This window comes from Campylobacteraceae bacterium (genome assembly GCA_013215945.1).
GTDB lineage: Bacteria > Campylobacterota > Campylobacteria > Campylobacterales > Arcobacteraceae > NORP36.
The window spans coordinates 119,557-142,538 of the sequence record JABSOM010000001.1; the positions used below are offsets into that span (position 1 = coordinate 119,557).

Consider the following 22,982-nt stretch of genomic DNA (forward strand, 5'->3'; position numbering starts at 1 on the left):
AAGCTGTAAGTATTTTAGTAATATTTACTTCATCTTGCTCTTTACACATCTATTTCAAGCTACTCTTGATAGAAAATATCCAAATTTTCTATCAGAATAAAATAAAAATAATTTTAGTAACCTTAAATAAAAAAGATTCAATTTGAACAAGCCTTTTCTATTAATTATCATTCTATTTAAAAAAAAGATAATTTTATTCATACTTGAAAGATAAAAGATTATTAGATAAAATTTATGTTCAAAGCAAGCACACTCTGTATCAATATATATATTAACAAGTAAATATATAATGGATAAAAATAATTTTATTCCATTCTGTGTATCATTTAAGGATAAAATTATATAAAAAGCATACTAAAGTTTCATATTTATAATCTAAAGACTATGTACAGCTTATTTACTACCATTTTAAAGAATATTAGTAATTTTATTTTTACCATTATTCTAAATAAATTCCCAATAAGTATAATGAAATTGAACTACCTTATAAATTAATATTGCGCAAGTCTAGCCATGATAAACTTTTAATATCAAATATGTTCTGATAGGAAAAGCCTATGATTTACGATAATGAAAGCAAATTTCTTGAGCTCATTAGTAAAATACCAAATATAGCAGTTCAAGGATATAATAAAAACAGAGAAGTTATCTACTGGAATAAAGCAAGTGAAGATATGTATGGTTTTTTAGAACAAGAAGCTCTTGGAAAAAAACTTGAAGATCTAATTATTCCTAGTTATATGAAAGAGGATTTAATTCTATTTCATGCAAACTGGTGCCAAAAAGGAGTTCCTATTCCTTCAGGTGAATTATTGTTACATAAAAAAGATGGTTCTAGTATCTTTGTATATTCTTCACACATTATGTTGGGTGAAAACAGTGACTCTCCAGAAATGTTTTGTTTGGATATTGACATATCAGAACAAAAAACACAAGAACTGGAATTAAAAAGTACGCACCAAGATCTGGAAAAAAGTTTGAAAATATTGGACATACAAAAAAAAGAATTAGAATATCAAATGAACTATGATTCTTTGACTTCTTTGCCCAATAAAGTTCTTTTTTTAGACAGATTGGAACAAGCAATTAAATTTTCAAGACGACACCGCAATAAACTGGCCATTTTATTCATAGATTTGGATAGTTTTAAAGAAATAAATGATTCTCTAGGCCATCAAGTAGGAGATGAAATACTCGTGCAAGTAGCACAAAGAATAAAAAGTAAAATAAGAGACAGTGACACCCTTTCAAGACTAGGGGGAGATGAATTTACTATTATTTTAAATGATATACAAAGCCTTGAGGATATTTCTTCTTTTATAAACAATATTCTAAAACTTTTTAAAGAACCTTTTCTTGTAGGTGATAATTTGCTTTACACAACCATAAGTATAGGTGCTTCCATCTATCCAAGTGATGGGTATGACTCAAACACACTCTTAAGAAACTCTAGTGCAGCTATGTATGAAGCAAAAAAAGATGATTATAGTAACTACTGTTTTTATGATGAAGAAATGACAATAAAAGCATTGCAAAGAGTACTTTTAAAAACTGCACTACGACAAGCTTTAAAAGAGGATGAACTCATTGTTTATTATCAACCCCAAATAGATGCCAATGATAATACCTTAGTTGGTATGGAAGCGCTGGTTAGATGGAATCACCCAACGCTTGGATTAATATCTCCTGATAAATTCATACCTCTTGCAGAAGCAAGTGGCATGATTATAGAACTGGATAGAATTGTTATGAAAAAAGCATTAGCCCAATTAAAAATCTGGCATGACCAAGGATTTGAAACAGGAAAACTTTCTCTTAATCTGGCAATAAAACAGCTTGAGAAAGATGATTTAATCAGCTTTATTAAAAAATTGTTAAGTGATGAAAAATGCGCTTATGAGTGTATTGAATTTGAAATCACAGAAAGTCAAATTATGCAAAATCCCAGTAAAGCAATCCAACTTTTACAAGATCTTAATAACTTAGGTATTTCAATTGCAATTGATGATTTTGGAACGGGCTATTCGTCCCTTTCTTATCTTAGAAACCTTCCTATTAATAAATTAAAAATTGACAAATCATTTGTTAATAATCTGCCAAAAGATATTCAAGATGCAGCTATTAGTAAAACAATTATTACTTTATGCAAGAGTTTAAACCTAGAAGTCATTGCAGAAGGTATAGAAACAAACGAACAAAAAGAGTTTATGTTAGAAAATGGCTGTAACGTGATTCAAGGTTATTTGTATTCTAAACCTCTTTCAAGCGAGGATATGACAGAATTTTTGCATAAAAAAGCCAGATATTTAAAGCAAGCTTAAGAATGTAATGTTTAATCAAAAACAGTGCAAAATTAAAGTAGACTAAAGCTAAATTTTTGAATAATTTAGGGATATAAATGTTTGGCAAAATACATAAAGAAATGAATACTTTTACATTTAATATAAAAACACTTGAAGGGCATGATGAACTTTTAACGTATATGAGTACTGGCGTTTATGCAAGTATAAAACTTCTGATTTTTTCTTCCAGTACGTTCTCACTTCTTATCAAAATGGTTTTCCCTTTCATTATAAGTCTAAGTATTTTGCTTCTAGCATCAAGTTTAGGCCTCTTTCCTAGTGCTGTAAACGCCCTTCTTCTTATTACTTTTAGCTTATGTGTTTTTACCTTTGTATTTATAAAAAACTGTAAAAGTTTTCTTATTTCAAGTATAAAAACCTCAAAAAACAAGAAAGAAAAATAATGAGAAATATTGTAATAATTATAGTGATTCTATCTTCTTTTGCTTATATGTTTGTACTTATGTCAGATAAGTATGACAGCATAAAAGAAACAAATGCAAAAGTACTAAAACAAAAATAATTTACGTATCATAAGTTATCTTTCATATTTACTCTCGTTATTACTAAAGAGCTCATACAAAGTAACCTTTGCGCTTTTTTTGGTCTGCAAGCAGAATTTAGTCATTACATTCCGGCATCTTCTTTTCTTGAAAAGAAGAAACAAGAAAGCAACTGACGAGTTGATAAAGCCCTTCGGGTGCCTAAATATTTTTATTTGTTAACTAGACTGTGGAACCTACTAAAATGTGCTAAAGAGCACATTTCTTCACGCTCGAACAATCCTCGCCTTTTTCCGTTAAAAAATAAAAAGATCTAGCTTTCTCAAAGTCAGGAGGAAGAGCCTTTTGAAAGATTGTTTTACTTACTAAGTATTCTATATGTTTACATCACTTCTTATAAAAAAACAATTCAATTTTCTAGATTAATATGAAGAGTGGTTCTGCCCTTTTTAATCCTCAAATGTATGTTCAAGATACTAGTGCAATAATTTAATATTGTTTCCCCTGAACTCTTGTCAAATTCTATTACTTTGTAATTGAATTAATTTACTATAATCTCCATTATCTGCTTCTTTTAGTGAATTAATATAATCATCTCTATGAAGATTTACTTTTGCCAAAAGATTTTCATTCCACTTAGTGGGACTTAAACCATTTTGTTTTAAATATATATTAGCAATCATTCTTGACCATCTACCATTACCATTTTTAAATGGATGAATTTGTACTGCTCGATGATGAGTTCTAGCAGCAATTTCTATTACTTCGAAACTTTTATTTTTATGCCAGTATTCTAAGTCATCTACTAGTTTTTTTAATTCAGTAGAAACTAAATAAGCTTTTACTCCTATACTTAACTCTACTTGTCTTAATTTACCTGCCCAGTCCCAAACATCTCCAAACATTTCTTTATGCAAGAATACAAACCATTCAAAAGATAATGGTGCCATTTTATTATCAGGTTTTGCTGATAAATATTTTAATGTAGCTTTTGTTATATTTTTAGCTTCATAAACATAAATATCTTGAATCGTATATTGTTTAGATGTATCAAGTAATAAACCAGATATATCATCATTATATGTTGCACCTTTTATTTTTGTTGTATCTTTCATATTGATTTAATTAACTTGCCCATAAGTTTTTCTTGTATTCTCCTACAAGAAACTCTTTTTTTGTATCTGCAATTAAAATTTTAATAGCATCGCTTTCTAAACCTTGCATTTCCAGCGCAGAAGTATCTTGAACTAAAGAAATAATATATATAGCTTTTTTTTCTGCTCTTTTATCTCTTAAATCATCAATACTAACTGTTTCATTTCCTGCAAAATCTAAACCTAATACTTGGGTCACTTTTTCAACAGTACTCAATTTTACATCTGAACCTGCAAAAAATCTTGATAATGTCTTATACCCTAAGTGTGATATTTGAGCAAGATTATCTATTGTAATCCCTAGTTCTTTTCTTCTTGCTTTTACTCTTTCTAATAGTTGTAATCTAGTCATAATAAAACCTTATCAAATAATATAATAGGTCATAAATGACCTTTTAATACTTCTATTATGTCATAAGTGACTGTAAAAGTCAAATATCTTTGCAATAAGGTAAAAAATAAAAAGATTTAGCTTTATCAAAGTCAGGGGAAAGAGCCTTTTGAAAGATTGTTTTACTTACATCACTTCCGATTCAGTTCTCGCAATTATTTATCATTTTGAATAAAAGCTTTTATAACTGCATCATATTCTTTGTCGTTTGATAAATCATTGTGTTCTTTATTTAAAATCATTTTTACTGTAATTTGTTCTTTTGGAAAGTTTTTTATTAAGTTTTGGGAATGTTTAAAAGGTATTGTTTTATCATTTTGTGCCATTATTATAAGTACTTTTCCTTTTATTTTATTAATTCTTTTTATAGAATCGTATTTGTCTTTTAATAAAAGAGCCATAGGATAAAGAGGAAATCTCTTTTGTGCAAGCTTTTGAATACTGTCATAAGGCGTAATTAAAATTAATTTATCAATACTTCTTTTGGAAGCTAAATAGGTGGCAATGCCAGATCCCAGACTTCTTCCCATAATAGAAATAGAAGCGTGTTTTTTGATAAGTTCATCGTAAATATATAAAGCATCCGAAAAAAGTGCTTTTTCCTTGGGCGTTCCAGTACTGCCACCGTATCCACGATAATTAACTAAATACACACTATGATCAGGAAATAACACTTGCAAAGATAAAGCAGAGTATACAACTGCTTCTGCATTACCACCAAAATACACAAGAGCCTTTTTTTTGTTTTCATTCAAAACAATAACATTAATACTCTCCCCTTCATTTAAGAACACTTCATTCTTAAAATCATGAGTTACAAAAGCAGAAGGAAAATAAATAAAAGTTCTTTGAAAAATATAAAGAATAATTGCAGAAAGTAAATAAAAGAATAAAATTAAAAATAGTAAAGTTTTAAGTATTCCAAACATCTAATCTCCTTATAGTATTAAGTAATACTATTCTAACATCTATCCTCTTAGCAAGAATAAATTAAAGACAAAATTTGAAAACTTTTAATTAAGTTTCTAAAGAGCTCTATTTGATAATAAGGATTCAGGTAAAAGAGTAAATATGACTCTTATATTTATTTTACAAAGAGCTCATACAAAGTTACCTTTGCGCTTTTTTTTCTTCTTTTCTTGAAAAGAAGAAACAAGAAAGCAACTGACACATTGATAAAGCCCTTCGGGTCCCTAAATGTTTTTATTTGTTTAACTAGGCTCTGGAACCTACTCTTGTGCTTGCACTCTCTGTGAGAAAATGTGCTAAAGAGCACATTTCTTCACGCTCGAACAGTCCACGCCTATTTCCGTTAAAAAATAAAAAGATTTAGCTTTCACAAAGTCAGGGGAAGAGCCTTGTGAAAGATTGTTTTTTTACTAAATATTATCTACATATACATTTTTTATAAAAAATAATCCTATTTTAGAGTTGTGATTTTTAATTTTTATTAACTTACGATGTAAGTATTGTATTTATTTGCTACAATATATAATAAATTTAATTATTAAGCAAAGAAATGAAAAAGATTATTGAACTTGAAAATATTGATAAACCCAGAGAAAAACTTCTTAAAAAAGGGGCAAAAGCTTTAAAAGAATATGAACTCTTTGCTGTTATTTTTGCCAGTGGAACAAAAGACAAAGATGTTTTAGTATTGTCTAAAGAAGTAACAAAACTTATCAATAATGACTTAGAGAATTTAAACTATGAAAACTTGATTAAAATCAAAGGCTTAGGAAAAGCTAAAATAGCTACTTTATTATCCTCTTACGAGCTTTTTTCTAGATATTTAACTCATCACGAAGCTAAAATCACAAAAGCCAGTGATGTTTATATAGAACTGCAAGAATACAAAAACAAACAACAAGAATATTTTATTTTAATCACACTAAATGGTGCGAATGAGATAATAAAAAAAAGAGTCATAAGTATAGGTATATTAAATCAATCCTTGGTTCATCCAAGAGAAGTATTTAGCCCAGCACTAGAAGACAGGGCCAATAGCATAATAATAGCTCATAATCATCCAAGTGGAGTGTTAAAAGCAAGTACTCAAGACATAAATATAACTTCAAGGCTCAAAGAATGTGGAATACTCTTAGGTATTGAACTATTAGATCATATTATTATTACAAAGAATGGATTTTTATCGTTTAAAGATGAGGAACTGTTATGAAAGAATTTGATAAATGGAATGAAATTAAAAAAGTTTGCGATGAGAATAATAGAAAAATAGGTATTAAACCTCGTGAAATATTTTGGGCAAAAATAGGATTAAATATTGGAAGTGAAGAGTATGGAAAAGATAAGAATTTTGCAAGACCTGTAATTATTATAAACAAATTAACAAACGATTTATTTATAGGAGTCCCTCTTACTAGTACAATTAAAAGCAATGATTATTTTCATAGTTTTAAATATAAAAACAAACAAAATGGAGAGGTTTTAAATTCTGCAATGATTTTACAAATAAAAGTATTTAGCATAAAAAGACTGATGAATAAAATAGGAATGATAAATAAAGATGATTTTGCTGAAATAGTAGTTAAACTAAAAAATATTATTAGCCCCACTTAAAAAAGTGGGTGTGCCCGAAGGCGAATTATGCGTAATTATATCAAATATATACATTTTAGTCAATATCAATAAAATAACAAATTTTCAAGCAAAATAGTTACTTAGTTATAGTAAAATTATTTCAAAATTTAAAACAAAATACAAATGGATAATAATGATTACAAATGAACTAAAAAGTAATGTTGATAAAATATGGCAAACATTTAGAACTGGTGGGATTTCTAATCCTTTGACAGTTATTGAACAATTTACTTATCTTATATTTATAAGAAGCTTAGATACTGCCCAAAAGAAAATTACTCAAAAAAAGAAACTTGATGATACTGTTATTGATATCTTTCCTTCAAATAAACAGCACTTAAGATGGGATACTTTAAAAGATAAAACATCAGAAGATATGTATAAAATCTTTAAAGATGATGTATTTGATTTTATTAAAAACTTATCTTCAAATCAAAGTTCATTTTCTCATTATATGAAAGATGCAAGTTTTTTAATTCCTACATCAAAACTACTTCAAAAAGTTGTGGATTTAATTCATGAGCTTAATCTTGAAGATAAAGATATTAAGGGTGATTTATATGAGTACTTACTTTCAAAACTAGCAAGTGCTGGTACTAATGGACAGTTTAGAACTCCCCGTCATATTATTAAAATGATGACTACTTTAATGCTTAAAAATGCAAATATTACAAGTGAGTATAAAATATATGATCCTGCTTGTGGTACTGCTGGTTTTTTAATTAATTCTATTGAATATATTAAAGAAAGTAGAGCTGAAGTTTTAGATGAATTAAATACTAAAGAGTTTGAAAATCTTTTTTATGGAAATGATTTTGATATTTCAATGGCAAGAATTGCTTCAATGAATATGATGCTTCATAATATCCAAGCTGCTCATATTTTAAACAATGATGCACTATCAAAGTTTGATATAAATGAAGAAGAAAAATATGATTTAATCTTAGCAAATCCTCCTTTTAAAGGTTCATTAGATTTTGATGAAGTGGCAAAACCTATTTTAGATGTAGCAAAAACTAAAAAAACGGAACTATTATTTATATCATTGATTTTAAAATCTCTTAAAATTGGTGGAAAATGTGCTGTTATTATTCCTGATGGCGTGCTTTTTGGTTCAACAAAAGCACATAAAGAATTAAGAGCTGAAATAGTTTCAAATCAACAACTAGATGCAATTATATCTATGCCTTCTGGAGTATTTAAACCTTATGCAGGAGTTAGTACTGCAATTATGCTTTTTACTAAAACAAATGGTCATAAAAATGATAATGTTTGGTTTTATGATATGACAAATGATGGATTTACATTAAATGATAATAGAGATCCTTGTGAAGGTTCTGATATACCTGATATTTTAAATAGATATGAAAATCTAAAAAATGAAAAAGACAATAAAAGAACATCTAAAAGCTTTTTAGTTCCAATAAAAGAGATAGAAGAAAATGACTTTGATTTGAGTATTAATAGATACAAAGAAATAGTTTATGAAACAGTAGAATACGAAAAACCACAAGATATATTAAAAGAAATAAAAGTTATCAATAAGAAGATAAGTAAAGGTATAGATGAACTAGGTGACTTGATTTGAATAAGATGGTTACTATCCCTGATGTATTATTTTTTCAAGAAGGTCCAGGTGTCAGAAAATCGCAATTTACAAATAAAGGGGTAAAGCTTTTAAATGTAGGAAATATAAATAATAACAAGATTAATTTAAGCACTACAAAAAAATACATTTCAGAAGAAGAAGCTTATCAGAAATATAGTCATTTTTTAGTTGATGATGGCGATTTACTCATAGCTTGTTCTGGTATAGTTATTAATAATTTTCATAATAAAATTTCTTTTATCACTGAAAGTGATTTACCATTATGTTTAAATACTAGTACTATGAGATTCAAGTCACTAGATGAAAATAAACTACATATAAATTTCTTTTATTACTTTTTGATGACAACTAGTTTTAAAAAACAAATAGGTAAGTTGATAACGGGTTCCGCACAGTTGAATTTTGGCCCAAGTCATATAAAAAAAATCAAGCTGCATTTACCAACACTTACAAAACAAAAAGAGATTGCTTCTGTTTTGGATAAAGCACAAGAGCTGATATCTTTGCGAAAAGAGTCAATAAAAAAACTAGATGAACTTTCAAAATCTGTTTTTATTGATATGTTTGGTGACCCAGTTTCTAATCCTAAGAAAATAAAATTGAAAAAAATTTCAGAGTTTACTAATGTAAAAACTGGAAAAACTCCATCAAGAGATAATCCTATCTTTTGGAAGGAAGGAACTGAATTATGGGCAACTACTACTGAAGTTAATTCAAGATTTATTTATGATACAAATGAAAAAATAACAGTTTATGCAGTAGAAAAAAACAATCTACAAAAATTTGAACCTGACACAATTCTTATGGCGATGTATGGACAAGGAAAAACTAGAGGAAAAGTTGCACTATTAAAAAATAAAAGTACAATAAATCAAGCATTTTGTGCCATACTTAAAAATGATACATATAATACTGTTTTTTTATTCTCATTACTTGAAAATATGTATAGTCATATAAGAAGTTTATCAAGAGGTGGAAATCAGAAAAACCTAAATTTAAATATTGTGAAAGACATAAAAATTATATTTCCTGATTTAAATATACAAAATAAATTCGCAAAAATAATAGAAAAAATAGAAGAACAAAAAAGTCTATATGAAGAAGAATTAAACAAACTAGAAGAAAATTTCAAAGCATTACTACAAAAAAGTTTTAACTAAAAAGGTTTAAATATGAGTAACTTTAGTTTTTTAGAAAATGAGTTCGCAGTTTTACAAGCACAAAGTATAAAAGCTGAATCTAATGTATTAGACGATCCTGAGATTTCAGCTATTTATTCACGAAAAGCTTTGGAGAACTCTATAAAATTTGTTTATAGAGTTGATGAAGATTTAGATGAAAAAATAATCTTTGACCCAAGTGAAAACCTAAACTCTTATTTAAAAAATACTGACTTTCAAGATATTCTTCCTACTTATTTATTAGATGAACTTCATTATATTAGAAAAGTAGGAAACATAGCTACTCATGATAGTTCACAAAGTATAAGTAACAAAGAGAGCTTATATGCTAATAAATGTTTATACAAGTTCCAACGATGGATTGTAGAGGTTTATAGTGATTATAAAATTTCAGGTGATTATGAAGTTCTAAAAAGACCACAAACTCTAAAAGAAGACAAACAAGACGTTATAAAACAAACTAACGAAGATTTAAAACTACTAGAAAAAAATGAATACTTAGTAAAAGAACTTAAAAAACTACAAGATGCCCTAGATTTAAAAACTCCAGAAGAAAAACAAAAGAAAAAACAAACTCTTATCAAAGTAAAAGACATAGATGAAAAAACTACAAGAAAAAACTTAATTGATTTAGAGTTAAAAGATGTTGGTTTTGATGTAGATAATTTTAAAAATAAAAAAGAATTAGAGTATAAACTTATACTTGAAGATGGCTCATTTGGATATGCTGATTATGTACTTTGGAATGATGATATTCCAATAGCAGTAATTGAAGCTAAAAGAACATCTGTAAATGTAACTAAAGGAAAACACCAAGCGCAAGTATATGCAAATGCTTTAAAAAAGAAGTTTGGAGTAGAAGTTCTAATATTTGTAACAAATGGTCATGTAATTGAGTATAAAAATGAACTCTACCCTTTTAGAGCCATTCATAGTTTTTTCCCAAAAAATGAAATATTAAGAGCTTTAAATAAATTAGAAGCTATTAAAATAAATAAACCCTCAACTTTTAGAATAAATGATGATATCACAGATAGGTATTACCAACACAGAGCAATTACATCAGTGCTGAAAAACTATGAAGCAAAACAAACAAGAGCATTGCTTGTAATGGCAACAGGTTCTGGAAAAACAAGAGTAGCTGCTAGTATTACGGATATTTTATTAAAAGCCTCATGGGTAAGAAAAGTTCTTTTTTTAGCAGATAGAAAAGAGTTAGTAAAACAAGCAAGAAAAAACTTTGATAAATTTCTAAGCGAGACATCTGTTAATCTAGTAGAAGAAAAAGATTTACAAAATCGTATGCATTTTGGAACATATGAAACGGTTCATAATTTAATACGAAAAAACAAATACAACAGTGGATTCTTTGATTTAATAATAGTAGATGAAGCACATAGAAGTATATATAAAAAATATACTGCAATATTTGAATATTTTGACTCACTTGTACTAGGACTTACTGCTACTCCTACAGATGAAATTCATAGAAACACATATGACTTTTTTCAAACAGATTTTGAAGAACCTACTGATTCATACACACTTAATCAAGCAATAGAAGATAAATATTTAGTTAATTTTGAAGCTTTTGAGATTGATTTAGGAATTGTATCAAGAGGTATTAAATATTCTGAATTAAGCTCTGATGAAAAAGAAGAGTTTGAAGATAAGTTTGAGAATGAATTTGATGAAGATACAAAAGATGATGAAAAAAATATAGAAGCAAAAGAGATAAATAAAAGAATATTAAATAAAGATACAAATGAAAAAGTATTAGAGCATTTATTTGAATATGGATTACATATTCAAGATGGTAATAAAATAGGAAAAACAATAATCTTTGCAAAGAACCAAATACATGCAGAATATATAAAAGAAATCTTTGATTTAAAATATCCTAAAATTAGTGATACCGCTCAAATAATACACAGTGAAATAGCACATGTAGATTCACTTATGGATGATTTTAAAAACCCTTCAAGAAATCCTTACATAGCAATTAGTGTAGATATGTTAGATACAGGAATTGATGTACCAGAAATACTTAACTTAGTTTTTTTCAAAACAATCAAATCAAAAACTAAATTTTGGCAAATGATTGGAAGAGGAACAAGACTATGTCCTAATGTATTTGGAGACGGTGTTGATAAGAACTCATTTAAAATCTTTGACTTTTGCCAGAACTTTACATACTTTGATGTAATAACCGAAGGATTAAAAACAAGTGCTAATAAATCTCTAAAAGAGCGACTATTTTTAAAAAGAGTTAAACTTCTAATGTCTTTAGATAAAAGTGATTTAAAGAATAGTATTCAAGAAATAGTAAAACAGCAAATTTTATGTATTAATGCAAAAGAATATTATGTAAAAAAACACAAGCCTTTAATTCAAGAATTACAAAACAACTCTTTTGAATATATAAATGATGATTTATTAAATGATATTAGTACTATTTCACAATATATTGAAGACCCTAATGATTTTGAAGTACAAAGATTTGAAATGCTTATTTTAAATACACAAGAAAATATTTTAAATGAAAAAAACAATGACAAAAACATAAAAGACTTAAAAGAAAAAGCAAGTATTTTAAGAACAAGAGATATTAAAGATGTAAATGAAAAAAAAGATTTTATAAACACAATAATAAAAGATACATTTGAGTTCACAAATATTAATGAAATTGAGAAAATAAAAACAAATATATCTTCTTTAGCAAATCTTGCTTTAAAGAAAAAAGAGAAAATAGTGAAAACAATCTTTGTTGATAAAGTAATAAATGTAAGAGAAATAGATTCAAGCTCTCATATAAAAAATGCTTCAATACAAACAGAAGCACAAAAAGTAATAGAAGAATATTTAAAGAAATTACATAAATTAAAAGACTTAGAACAATCTCCTTTAATAACCCAAGGTGACATTGATCATTTAAAAGCTTTTATTTTTAATCTTCAAGAAAATATTGATAATAAAATAAACGAAAATTATGATTTTGATAATCTTATAAAAGGTATTATAAACAGCTCTTCAAAAGAGTTAGCAAATACAATTTTAGATAATTTCATATCACAAAACAAATATAGTACAAAACAAATTGAAGTCATGAATAAAGTGAAAAACATAGTATTTGGAAAACAATATTTAAATATCAAAAATTCAGTACAAAATATAAATGACCTTTTAGGTAATGACAACCACCCTATTTCTAATATATACGATTCATTAAATGAAAATGAGCAAGATGAAGTAATAAGCGTAATTAAATTAATTGAAAAGATTGATGATAAAGATTATATTTCAAATAACTATGAAATCACAAAAGATAATAATCTGTTAGTAGCAGAAGAAAAAGTAGAATATAGCTAATTATTTATAAAATTCGACACAATGTGTAGAGTTTTTATATCACTTAATATTTCATTCCTCAATTTGGCACTCACAGAGTGCCAAATTAGATTTTTTATTTATTTTGAAATCTGATATGAAAACATTTCAAATAACATCTTGCTATTTTATGCCAAAAATTCTACAAAAAACTCAAAATCTGTAAATTAATCCAATTAACAATAAAACCACATTCCCAACGGCTCTTTTCCCTGACTTTGATAAAGCTAAATCTTTTTATTTTTTAACGGAAAAAGGCGAGGACTGTTCGAGCGTGAAGAAATGTGCTCTTTAGCACATTTTAGTAGGTTCCACAGCCTAGTTAAACAATAAAAATCTTTAGGTACCCGAAGGGCTTTATCAACTCGTCAGTTGCTTCTTTTTGTTTCTTTTTCTGACAATTAAGAAAAAGAAAAAAGCGCAAAGGTACTTTGTATGAGCTCTAACATTTACTATTGTTTCACAAGAATGAAATGTAATCTAATAACTAAATTTTACGTGTAGACTAAAATAAGAGCAAAGCTCATTTTAAGAGCTCTTTAAAACAATATCTACTATTGTTTTCCCAACATTCTGATTTAAACTAAAGTAAATATTTAATACAATACAAAAAATTAACTATTAGAAAAAGTGAGTATTATGATAATTACAAGACAAATTATATTTTTGGCAAAAAGAGACTGTATAGAAGAGCTAAAAGCATTACTTAAAGCAACAGTAAAACCTTCAAAAGAAGAAGATGGATGTTTAATGTATGATGTTTTTCAAACAAAAAACAATCCTGTTGAATTTATTCAAATTGATTCATGGGAAAATAAAGAAGCATTAGATAAACACTACGAGTCTGAGCACTATTCTTTTTTTATAAATAATTTCAAACAATACAACGCTCATGTTGAACCTTTTGAATTAGAAGTTTTATAATAAAAACTTTTAATACAGTAAAATATCCCTAAGGAACAAACATGAATAATAAAACAAAAAAAATATTAGAATTTATCTTAACTCTGCCAATTGTACTGCTTTTTGCAGTTGCTTATGCCACCCTAACGGCTGCTTTTATAAGCCTGTTTATTCAGTTTTTCTTCGATTTTACCATTCCTTTTATAACTACTATCTTTATACTTTCTATTCTATGGTTTATCAGCTTGATAATCATCAAGTACTTTCACAACAAAAATAAGTATTATTAAAATAAAATTTAAACAATCATAGCTATATGAAATAATTTTTGATTAGAATAAGCTACAATACGAGAAAAATATTACAGGAAAAAAATGAATAATAATATATTAAAAAAAGAACTGGGAAACTATGCATTTATTATCACAGGATGTATCTTTTTAGCTTTAGGCGTAGTCTGGTTTTTTGTTCCGAATGATTTATTAACAGGAGGAACAGCTGGTTTATCTCTTTTATTACATTATGTAAGTCCGTATTCAATTGGTACATTAATGATTGCTGTTAATCTTCCTCTTTTACTTATAGGATATAAGTATTTAGGAAAAATGTTTGCTTTTAGAACTATTGTTACTATTGTTTTAATATCCATTTTTATTGATCTTTTTGTAGAAGTATTAGAACTTGAAGCAGTCATTTTAGACAAATCCCTTGCAAGTATTTTTGGAGGCGCTTTTATTGGTTTGGGGTTGGCTTTAGTCATTAAAGGAAACTCTTCTGCTGGGGGTTCTACTATTATTGCAAAAATTGTTTCTTCTAAGAGTGAGATCAAACCTTCTACGGTAATATTATGTATCGATTTTATTATTATTACTTCTGCTTTGTTTATATTTGAGGATAAAACAAGTATTTTATGGAGTATTATCAGTATTTATGTCACAACAAAAGTTATTGATTTTATTTTAACGGGAAGTCTTAATAAAAAAGTAGTACATCTGGTAACCAATAAAGTTGATTTGTTTACAAAACTAATTAAAGAAGAATTAGGGCCTGAAGGAACAGTAATTTCGGGTCAAGGTTTTTCAAATAATGAAGAAAAAAAGATTATTCTTCTTGTAGTAGAAGTAACAAAATTACAAAGCTTGAGAGAAATGATTATTGAACATGATAAAGATGCTTTTATGATTATTTCAGAAGCAAATGAAATGTTAGGACGAGGACATTAATAAAAGAAGGATTCAATCCTTTCTTTTATCAATACTAAATTTAATTTTTAATCCAATATTCTCTCTTTAAACATAAGTTCTATTCTCTTCTTTTTTTTAAGGGATTATTTTCTTTTACATTTATTTTTATTTTTTGATTCATAAATAAACTCCTGTATTCAGAAGGAGAGACAGTAAAGAACTCTTTAAAATTCTTTGAAAGTAAACTATGATCTGCTATGCCACACTGAATACAAACATCATTAATATTACTTTCTTTACATTTGAGAAGTTTAGTTTTAAAACGATTCATAATTATTGCATTTTTATACTCTTTTGGAGAAATACCAACTTCACTTCTAAAAATATTACGTAATGTTCTATCTGTAATTTTGAATTTCTCTGCAATCTCAGGTATATACAAATCACTTTTTAAATTTCTCTTCATGAATGTGGATATTTCATTATACTGCAGGCTATAAGTATTTTTTTTATTTTTTATTTCTGTTTCTGATATTATTCCTTCAATACAATCTAATATATTTTCAAGACAATAATCAAAGGTAGAAGGATTAAAAGAACCTTGAAAAATATTTTCATTACAATAAGATTGTAATGCATTCATATGTTTACAATTATTTGACTTATATATACCAGATAACAAAGGTCCAAGTCTTTTTTCTATTATTAATTTAGGGATATTAATTGACATCACTTCATATTCGCCATAAGAGATTCGTTCAAACTCTTTGTTTGGTGCAACTATAACCAATGTTTCTTTGTCAATTTCTATTCCATTATTTTGTTGTTTATGAAAAGAATTAACAAAAAAGAAAGTATAGTAATTTGGTACTACTGCAAATATCTTAGAAGAAAGAGTAGATTTAACATATTGTATTATTATTTCATTATTTGAAACAGATATTAATTCGTTCAAGAATACACCTTTTTTTAATTGCATATACTTAATGTCGATTTTTTTAATATGTTCTAAATATTCTTCAATATTGTTACATGTATGTTTAATCATCTTTAATCATGTTTTTCCTTACTACAATAAATAGTTAAAAATCTTAAGAATAACTATTCATAATCCCAATTTATTTTAAAAAAAATTCTTATATTATTTTATTAATAAATTATTTTTATTAAAAATAAAGAACAGTATACGATTATATCACTGTTTTAAACTCTATATTTAAAAGAATTATATAATTTTCCGTTTTTTTATAGCTATTGTTTTTTTATATATGTAATATTTATACATAAGTTAGTTATTAATGATTAGTATTATCTCATATGTAATTAATTGAATTTAATAGGGGCTTAAAATGAATAACTTTTCTATAAAAAATAAATTAATATTTCTTCTGATTTTACCAATAGTGGGTTTAATATTTTTAGCCAGTAATATCAGTTATGACAGATACAATGCGTATAAACAATACAATGGACTTTTTAATGGCATTCAATTAGCTAGCAAAATTACTTCTCTTGTTCATGAACTACAAAAAGAAAGAGGTATGACAGCTGGATTTATTGGAAGTGAAGGCATTACGTTTAAAAAGCAACTACCAATACAAAGAGAGCTTACAGATTCTAAAAAAGAAGCGTTTTATACTTATTTAGAAACACTAGATAAAAAATTATTAAACAATGCTTTTGGCAAACAAGTAAAAAAGTCTATTACCTTATTAAAAAACTTATCAGAAAAAAGATCACAAGTATCATCGCTCAGTATTAATTCCAATAATGCCCTTAAATATTATACAAATATGAACAATGCATTTTTAAAAACAATCGTATATCTGGGTAAATTTTCTAATAATGCATCGTTTTCACAGCAAATCAGTGCTTATTCGCACTTTTTATATGCTAAAGAAAAAACAGGAATCGAACGGGCACTGGCAACTTCAACATTTAAAAATGATAAATATTTTCCAGGTGTTAGAACTAAATTGAACAGTCTAATTGCCCAACAAAATACCTACTTAGAACAATTTACTCAATTAGCAAATGAAGAAAATAAAACATTTTATATTAAAACTGTATCTGGAAAGAGTATAGAAGAAGTAAATAGAATGAGAGCCATTGCTTTAGAAGCAAAAGACAAGGGTGGCTTTGGTATTGATGCTTCTTATTGGTTTGATTCAATTAGTAAAAAGATAAATAAATTGAAAGAAGTTGAGAACTATATAAGTTCAAATATTAAAGTAAATAATCAAGAACTACAAAATATAGTTATCATAGCCCAGTCATTATCTGCGTTGCTTCATGAAACACAAAAAGAAAGAGGGGCAACAGCAGCTTATCTTGGAAGTAAAGGAAATAAATTTAAAACAAAATTACCAATGCAAAGAGAAGCTACCAATCAAAAAAGGTTTACACTTGAAAAACTGGTTAAAAATTTAAATAAAGACCTCTACCCTCTTTATATACAAAAAGATCTTAACGCTTCAATCTTAAAACTAAAAAATACTTTAGCCCTAAGAAATAACATTGACAAACTAAGTATCAGTACAGAAAAAGCAATTAGTTCATATACCTCAATGAACGCACAGTTTTTGCATACTATTGCAAATATCGCGAAACTGCCTAAAAACTCAATTGAAGCAACCCAACTCATCTCTTTTTATAATTTTTTGATGAACAAAGAAAGAGCGGGAATTGAACGAGCTGTTATGACAAATGTATTTTCTGTAAATAAATTTTCTGGAAACTTAAAAAATAGATTTTTAAATCTTGTTACAGAACAAAATACTTTTATTCAATCATTTTTGGCCTCTGCTAATGAACAAACAAAAGATTTTTACAACAAAACCTTAAAAGGTAAAGATATTGATGAAGTAAATAGAATGAGAAAAATTGCATTTGAGGCAAATACAATTGGTGGTTTTGGCATAGATTCTGATTATTGGTTTAAAATGATTAGTAATAAAATTAACTTACTTAAAAAAGTCGATGATTATTTGGCAAATAATCTCATCAAAAATTCCGAAGAATTATCAATAGAAGCTGAAAATGAAATGCTTTTTTATCTTGTTTTATCTTTTATTATTCTAATTGTTACATTGATTTTTGCTCAACTAGTAGTCAATAATCTTTTATATGGAATACGTACACTAGAAGTAGGAGTCAATGACTTTTTTAGATTCTTAAATAAAGAAACAAAAGAGGTTGTTCTAATAGATTTAAAAAGAAAAGATCTTATTGGGAGTATGGCAGAAAAGATTAATGAAAATATTACAAATACAAAAGAGATTATTCTTGATGATATGAAATTTATGGAAAAAGTAAAAGATATTGTGTCGCAAATTAAAGATGGTAATTTATCTAAACGGCTTAATTATCATCCAAAAAGTTCTAATTTAAAAGATTTAAAAACAGAAATAAATGAAATGTTAAATGTTATGAATAATACCATTGGATCAGATATTAACGAAATAACTGAGGTATTAAATAAGTATTCAAAGCTGGATTTTAGGACAAAAATCAATAATGCCCAAGGTAAAGTTGAAAATAACATTTTAGATGTTGGAAATATTATAACGAACATGCTAATTGAGAACAAAAAAAACGGGCTTACTATCAATGAATCAGCCAAAGTACTATTAGAAAATGTAAATATTTTAAATACATCCTCCAATGAAGCAGCTGCATCTCTTGAAGAAACGGCAGCATCTTTAGAAGAAATAACCAGTAGCATTGTTCATAATACTGAAACTGTTATAAAAATGTCTTCTTATGCAAAAGAAGTTACAAGCTCTGTTAATGCAGGCCAAGAGCTTGCAAAAGAGACAACACGTTCTATGGATGAGATAAATACTCAAGTATTAGCTATTAGTGAAGCTATTGCCGTTATTGATCAAATTGCTTTTCAAACAAATATTCTTTCTCTTAATGCTGCTGTTGAAGCCGCAACTGCTGGAGAAGCAGGCAAAGGGTTTGCCGTTGTTGCACAAGAAGTACGAAACCTTGCTTCTCGTAGTGCAGAAGCAGCAAATGAAATAAAGGCCCTCGTAGAAAATGCGACTATTAAAGCAGACGGGGGTAAAAAAACTGCTGATAAAATGATTCAAGGATACAGCTCTCTAAATAGTAATATATCTAGAACTATTGAACTAATAAATGATGTATCAACGGCTTCATTAGAGCAACAAAAAGGAATAGAACAAATAAATGATGCTATTGGTTTACTTGACCAACAAACACAAAAAAATGCAGCAGTGGCTAATCAAACCAAAGAAATAGCAGATGAAACAATACATATTGCAAATAAAATTGTTCAAGATGCCAATGAAAAAGAATTTGAAGGAAAAGACAGTATTAAAGCAGAAAAAACCAATATAAGAACATTTGCACAAGAGATATCAAAGATGCCAATTAAAAATAAAAAACATTCTAAAAGCGAAATACTCACGATTGATGAACAGAAAAATACAAACCATAAAGAAGTACAAACACTTAGTGCTAATAAAAAAAGCTATGAAAATGAAGAATTAAGTGAATGGGAAAGTTTCTAGTCTTTTTTATTCATGTTAGTAGTTTATTATGTAAAGAGGAAACCCAATAATGTCATATGACAGTAATTTTATTTTAGAAAATGTTATCAATTTCGAGATTTTATTTGAAGATGCCTATAATCCCATACTTGTAATTCAAGATGACTATTTTGTTGATTGTAATAAAGCTGCTTTGAAAATGTTAGATATGGCTAATAAAAAAGACCTTTTTCACATTCATCCTTCTCAAATCTCGCCAGAGTATCAACCCTGTGGCATGACATCTAAGGAGAAAGCAAACCAAATAATACATAAGTGTTATAAAGATGGACACAGTCGTTTTGAATGGTTACATCAAACACTTCAAGGTAAAAAGTTTTGGACCGAAGTCTCATTAAAAACAATTAATATTAAAGAAGAGAAACTACTGTATGTAACATTTAGAGAGATTAGTAAAAAGAAAGAAAAACAAAAAGAACTAGAAACATATAATCAAGAATTAATAAAAAATAATAAGAATTTAAAAAAAATTCAAACTCAATTAGATAAAACAAATAAAAAAAGTACTGATTTATTAAAAACACTTACTTTGCTTGATAGATATAAAAAAGCACTTGATGAAACATCCATAGTAACAAAAACAGATTTAGAAGGAAATCTCACTTATGTAAATGATAAGTTTTGTACTACATCTGGCTATACAAGAGAAGAGTTACTTGGTAAAAAACACAATATTGTAAGACATCCCGATAATAAGAAAGATTTTTTTGCCCATCTATGGACTACAATAAAAAATAAAAAAACATTTAAGGGCATAATTAAAAATACTAAAAAGGATGGAAGTACTTATTATGTTGATTCTACAATTATGCCTATTTTGGACAATAATGATAATATCATTGAATATATTGGAATTCGAAATGATGTTACTTCTTTATATGAAAAAGATAAAATTATATACGAACAATTTATTGATGATTTAACTCGCTTGCCAAATAGGCAAAAACTTATTAAAGATATAAACAAAAATATTTTTCCTAAAATGGCAATAATTAATATTGATAGTTTTAAAGATATAAACGAGTCCTATGGTTTAGACATTGGAGATGAAGTTTTGAAAAATTTTTCAAGAGAACTTCTTTTATTTAAAAGTATAAATTTAAACATATACAGAATTGGAGCTGATGAATTTGCTCTTTTAAGTCATGGTAATTATTCTTTTAAAGAACTGCATAAAACATGCATCAATTTTTTAAAACATATTCATCACAGTAAATTTATTATTGATAATAATGTATTTAATTTATCTTGTAGTATTGGCATCTCAGACCATAATAAAAAACTATTCACTCATAGTGAAATGGCACTGTCTTATGCAAAAAAAAATGATGTAGAGTTATTCATCTTTGATAAAGAAATTGATGATTTTAAAAATCTAAAAAAGAATATAGAATTAACACAAGAAATTAAATATGCTATAAACAATGATAATATATTGCTTTATGGGCAAAAAATCATTAACAATATTACGCAAGAAGTAAAATACGAAACACTTATGAGAATGAAACAAAAAGACGGTAGAATTCTTTCTCCTTTTGATTTTTTAAAACAAGCAAAAAAAGCAAAACTTTACCCAATGATGACAAAAATTATGATTAATAAAGCCTGTGAATATTTTAAAGATAAAACAAGTAAGTTCTCCATTAATTTAACACTACAAGACATAACAAATAAAGATACCATTGAATTTTTAATAAATAAATTAAAACAAACAAATACCTCAAATAGAGTTTTAATAGAAATTGTTGAATCAGAAGGAATTGAAAACTTTGAAGAAGTCTCAAGATTTATTAACAAAGTGAAAAAAATAGGATGTAAAGTAGCGATTGACGATTTTGGCACTGGTTATTCTAACTTTGAATACATTACTAGACTAAATATTGATATTCTAAAAATAGATGGTTCCTTAATTAAAAATATTCATAAAAACAAAAAATTACTCATTACAGTTCGTAGTATTGTAAGTTTTGCAAAAGCATTAAATATAGACGTTGTTGCAGAATTTGTTCACTGTCAAGAAGTGTATCAAATCATTAAAGAGATTGGTATTACATATTCACAAGGTTACTTATTTCATAAACCAGAAGCATTAAACTAAGAAATAATTATAATTTCATCTTAGAATTTAATTTAGAAAAAAACCTTGTTCTAGATGAGGGATTCTTCTATAAGCTCTTTTTTTAGATTCTGTGCATTGTTTAATCCCATATTCTCTCTTTAAACATAAGTTCTATTCTCTTCTTTTTTTCATAAAATACATCTTGCATTATTTTAACAAAACAATAAAACTATTCTAAAATCTAAGTTTGGACAAATATATAGTCTCAATTATTTTCTATACCTCAGCTTAAAATAAAAACTAAATTGATTATTTTATTCTTTTAATATATTTAAAACCTATAATTACGTGCAAACAATAAAGGATTATATATTAAAACAAAAGTATTAGTTATATTACTTTTTGTTTGTTCTAATTAGCGAGTAACAGATACAGGAAGAGAAACAATCAATGGTTTTATATCATCATTGCTTGAGAAACCCCTGAACTTAGAAATTAAATAAAAAGGTAGGTATCTTTCTTTTTTTCATTAGCATGTGTTTCTTTTCTAAATGTCAGAGACACATGCTCTTACTTCAAAGAAGTACAGAGTTTTGTTTTTTCAAAATCCTTTCTGTTTTATATACTGCATTTATGCATCTTTGTCTAAAGAAGTTGTTCAAGATGATAAGCGAACTATCATCTCTCCTAAAAAAATCTAAAAGGAATATTTTGCGATTTTCCTTTTTTAGACTTAGTTTTACTGTGTGTTTTAAAGAGAATTGTTTATTAATTGAAGTTTTTTTATGCGGCTTAGTTTTTTAATACAATATTCACGTTTGGAAGCAACACTTCTATTTTCTGCTTTTTCTTCATATAAGAGTTTTACAGGGCGTCTTGCTTTAGTATATTTGGCACCTTTATCTTTATAATTATGCTCATCCAAACGTTTAGAAATATCTTTTGTTATACCTGTATATAGGGTTCCATCATTACACTCAAGAATATAAACAAAATACGACATTATGTTCCTTCTATTTATTCTTATTATATCGAATCAAAGTTTTCCTTCTTTCTTTTAAGAGTATTCAAAAGAAGTGATTTTCCTA

At 26.9% G+C, this 22,982-nt stretch carries 17 protein-coding genes; 12 read left to right on the plus strand and 5 right to left on the minus strand.

The features are described 5' to 3' along the window. Positions 1 to 557 precede the first annotated feature (557 nt). Positions 558 to 2,321 carry an EAL domain-containing protein gene (locus HRT41_00565; GenBank protein NQY22499.1) on the plus strand — a complete coding sequence of 588 codons (1,764 nt, stop codon included), beginning with the start codon at positions 558 to 560 and terminating at the stop codon, positions 2,319 to 2,321. A gap of 77 nt (positions 2,322 to 2,398) precedes the next feature. Beyond that, complete coding sequence (locus HRT41_00570) at positions 2,399 to 2,746, plus strand: hypothetical protein (GenBank protein NQY22500.1); 348 nt, start codon at positions 2,399 to 2,401, stop codon at positions 2,744 to 2,746. A gap of 614 nt (positions 2,747 to 3,360) precedes the next feature. Here the strand turns inward: HRT41_00570 and HRT41_00575 are convergent. The 3 genes from HRT41_00575 to HRT41_00585 all read right to left on the minus strand — a co-directional run bounded on the left by HRT41_00575 (position 3,361) and on the right by HRT41_00585 (position 5,319). Further along, on the minus strand, positions 3,361 to 3,960 hold the full coding sequence (locus HRT41_00575) for a mobile mystery protein B (protein NQY22501.1): 600 nt from the start codon (positions 3,958 to 3,960) through the stop codon (positions 3,361 to 3,363). 10 nt (positions 3,961 to 3,970) lie between these two features. Further along, the gene (locus tag HRT41_00580) at positions 3,971 to 4,351 is read right to left on the minus strand and encodes a helix-turn-helix transcriptional regulator (protein ID NQY22502.1); all 381 of its coding nucleotides are present in this window, start codon (positions 4,349 to 4,351) and stop codon (positions 3,971 to 3,973) included. A gap of 194 nt (positions 4,352 to 4,545) precedes the next feature. Further along, positions 4,546 to 5,319 (minus strand): alpha/beta hydrolase, encoded by a 774-nt coding sequence (locus HRT41_00585; GenBank protein NQY22503.1) that lies wholly within the window; start codon positions 5,317 to 5,319, stop codon positions 4,546 to 4,548. Positions 5,320 to 5,909: 590 nt separating this feature from the next. Here HRT41_00585 and radC point away from each other — a divergent pair. The 8 genes from radC (at position 5,910) to HRT41_00625 (ending at position 15,294) form a co-directional block, all read left to right on the plus strand. Then, positions 5,910 to 6,569: a DNA repair protein RadC gene (gene radC, locus HRT41_00590; GenBank protein ID NQY22504.1), complete on the plus strand. Its 660-nt coding sequence runs from the start codon at positions 5,910 to 5,912 to the stop codon at positions 6,567 to 6,569. Continuing rightward, positions 6,566 to 6,970 carry a type II toxin-antitoxin system PemK/MazF family toxin gene (locus tag HRT41_00595; GenBank protein ID NQY22505.1) on the plus strand — a complete coding sequence of 135 codons (405 nt, stop codon included), beginning with the start codon at positions 6,566 to 6,568 and terminating at the stop codon, positions 6,968 to 6,970. Before radC ends, HRT41_00595 begins: the two co-directional genes overlap by 4 nt. Before the next feature lie 154 nt (positions 6,971 to 7,124). Further along, complete coding sequence (locus HRT41_00600; protein NQY22506.1) at positions 7,125 to 8,579, plus strand: SAM-dependent DNA methyltransferase; 1,455 nt, start codon at positions 7,125 to 7,127, stop codon at positions 8,577 to 8,579. Further along, complete coding sequence (locus tag HRT41_00605; GenBank protein NQY22507.1) at positions 8,576 to 9,760, plus strand: restriction endonuclease subunit S; 1,185 nt, start codon at positions 8,576 to 8,578, stop codon at positions 9,758 to 9,760. The genes HRT41_00600 and HRT41_00605 overlap by 4 nt, the downstream gene beginning before the upstream one ends. Before the next feature lie 12 nt (positions 9,761 to 9,772). Continuing rightward, positions 9,773 to 13,150, plus strand: coding sequence for a DEAD/DEAH box helicase family protein (locus HRT41_00610; GenBank protein NQY22508.1), 3,378 nt, complete (start codon positions 9,773 to 9,775; stop codon positions 13,148 to 13,150). 657 nt (positions 13,151 to 13,807) lie between these two features. Further along, the gene (locus HRT41_00615) at positions 13,808 to 14,092 is read left to right on the plus strand and encodes an antibiotic biosynthesis monooxygenase (protein ID NQY22509.1); all 285 of its coding nucleotides are present in this window, start codon (positions 13,808 to 13,810) and stop codon (positions 14,090 to 14,092) included. 41 nt (positions 14,093 to 14,133) lie between these two features. Next, positions 14,134 to 14,361 carry a hypothetical protein gene (locus HRT41_00620; GenBank protein ID NQY22510.1) on the plus strand — a complete coding sequence of 76 codons (228 nt, stop codon included), beginning with the start codon at positions 14,134 to 14,136 and terminating at the stop codon, positions 14,359 to 14,361. A gap of 84 nt (positions 14,362 to 14,445) precedes the next feature. Continuing rightward, on the plus strand, positions 14,446 to 15,294 hold the full coding sequence (locus HRT41_00625) for a YitT family protein (GenBank protein ID NQY22511.1): 849 nt from the start codon (positions 14,446 to 14,448) through the stop codon (positions 15,292 to 15,294). Positions 15,295 to 15,373: 79 nt separating this feature from the next. Here HRT41_00625 and HRT41_00630 read toward each other — a convergent pair whose 3' ends face one another. Continuing rightward, the gene (locus tag HRT41_00630; GenBank protein ID NQY22512.1) at positions 15,374 to 16,303 is read right to left on the minus strand and encodes an AraC family transcriptional regulator; all 930 of its coding nucleotides are present in this window, start codon (positions 16,301 to 16,303) and stop codon (positions 15,374 to 15,376) included. A 301-nt stretch (positions 16,304 to 16,604) separates the two neighbouring features. On the opposite strand from HRT41_00630, the gene HRT41_00635 reads away from it, so the two are divergent. Next, on the plus strand, positions 16,605 to 19,796 hold the full coding sequence (locus tag HRT41_00635) for a nitrate- and nitrite sensing domain-containing protein (protein ID NQY22513.1): 3,192 nt from the start codon (positions 16,605 to 16,607) through the stop codon (positions 19,794 to 19,796). A gap of 49 nt (positions 19,797 to 19,845) precedes the next feature. Next, the gene (locus HRT41_00640; GenBank protein ID NQY22514.1) at positions 19,846 to 21,933 is read left to right on the plus strand and encodes an EAL domain-containing protein; all 2,088 of its coding nucleotides are present in this window, start codon (positions 19,846 to 19,848) and stop codon (positions 21,931 to 21,933) included. Positions 21,934 to 22,645: 712 nt separating this feature from the next. Here the strand turns inward: HRT41_00640 and HRT41_00645 are convergent. Next, entirely contained in the window at positions 22,646 to 22,900 is a 255-nt protein-coding gene (locus tag HRT41_00645) for a GIY-YIG nuclease family protein (GenBank protein ID NQY22515.1), read from the minus strand. Positions 22,901 to 22,982: the final 82 nt, after the last annotated feature.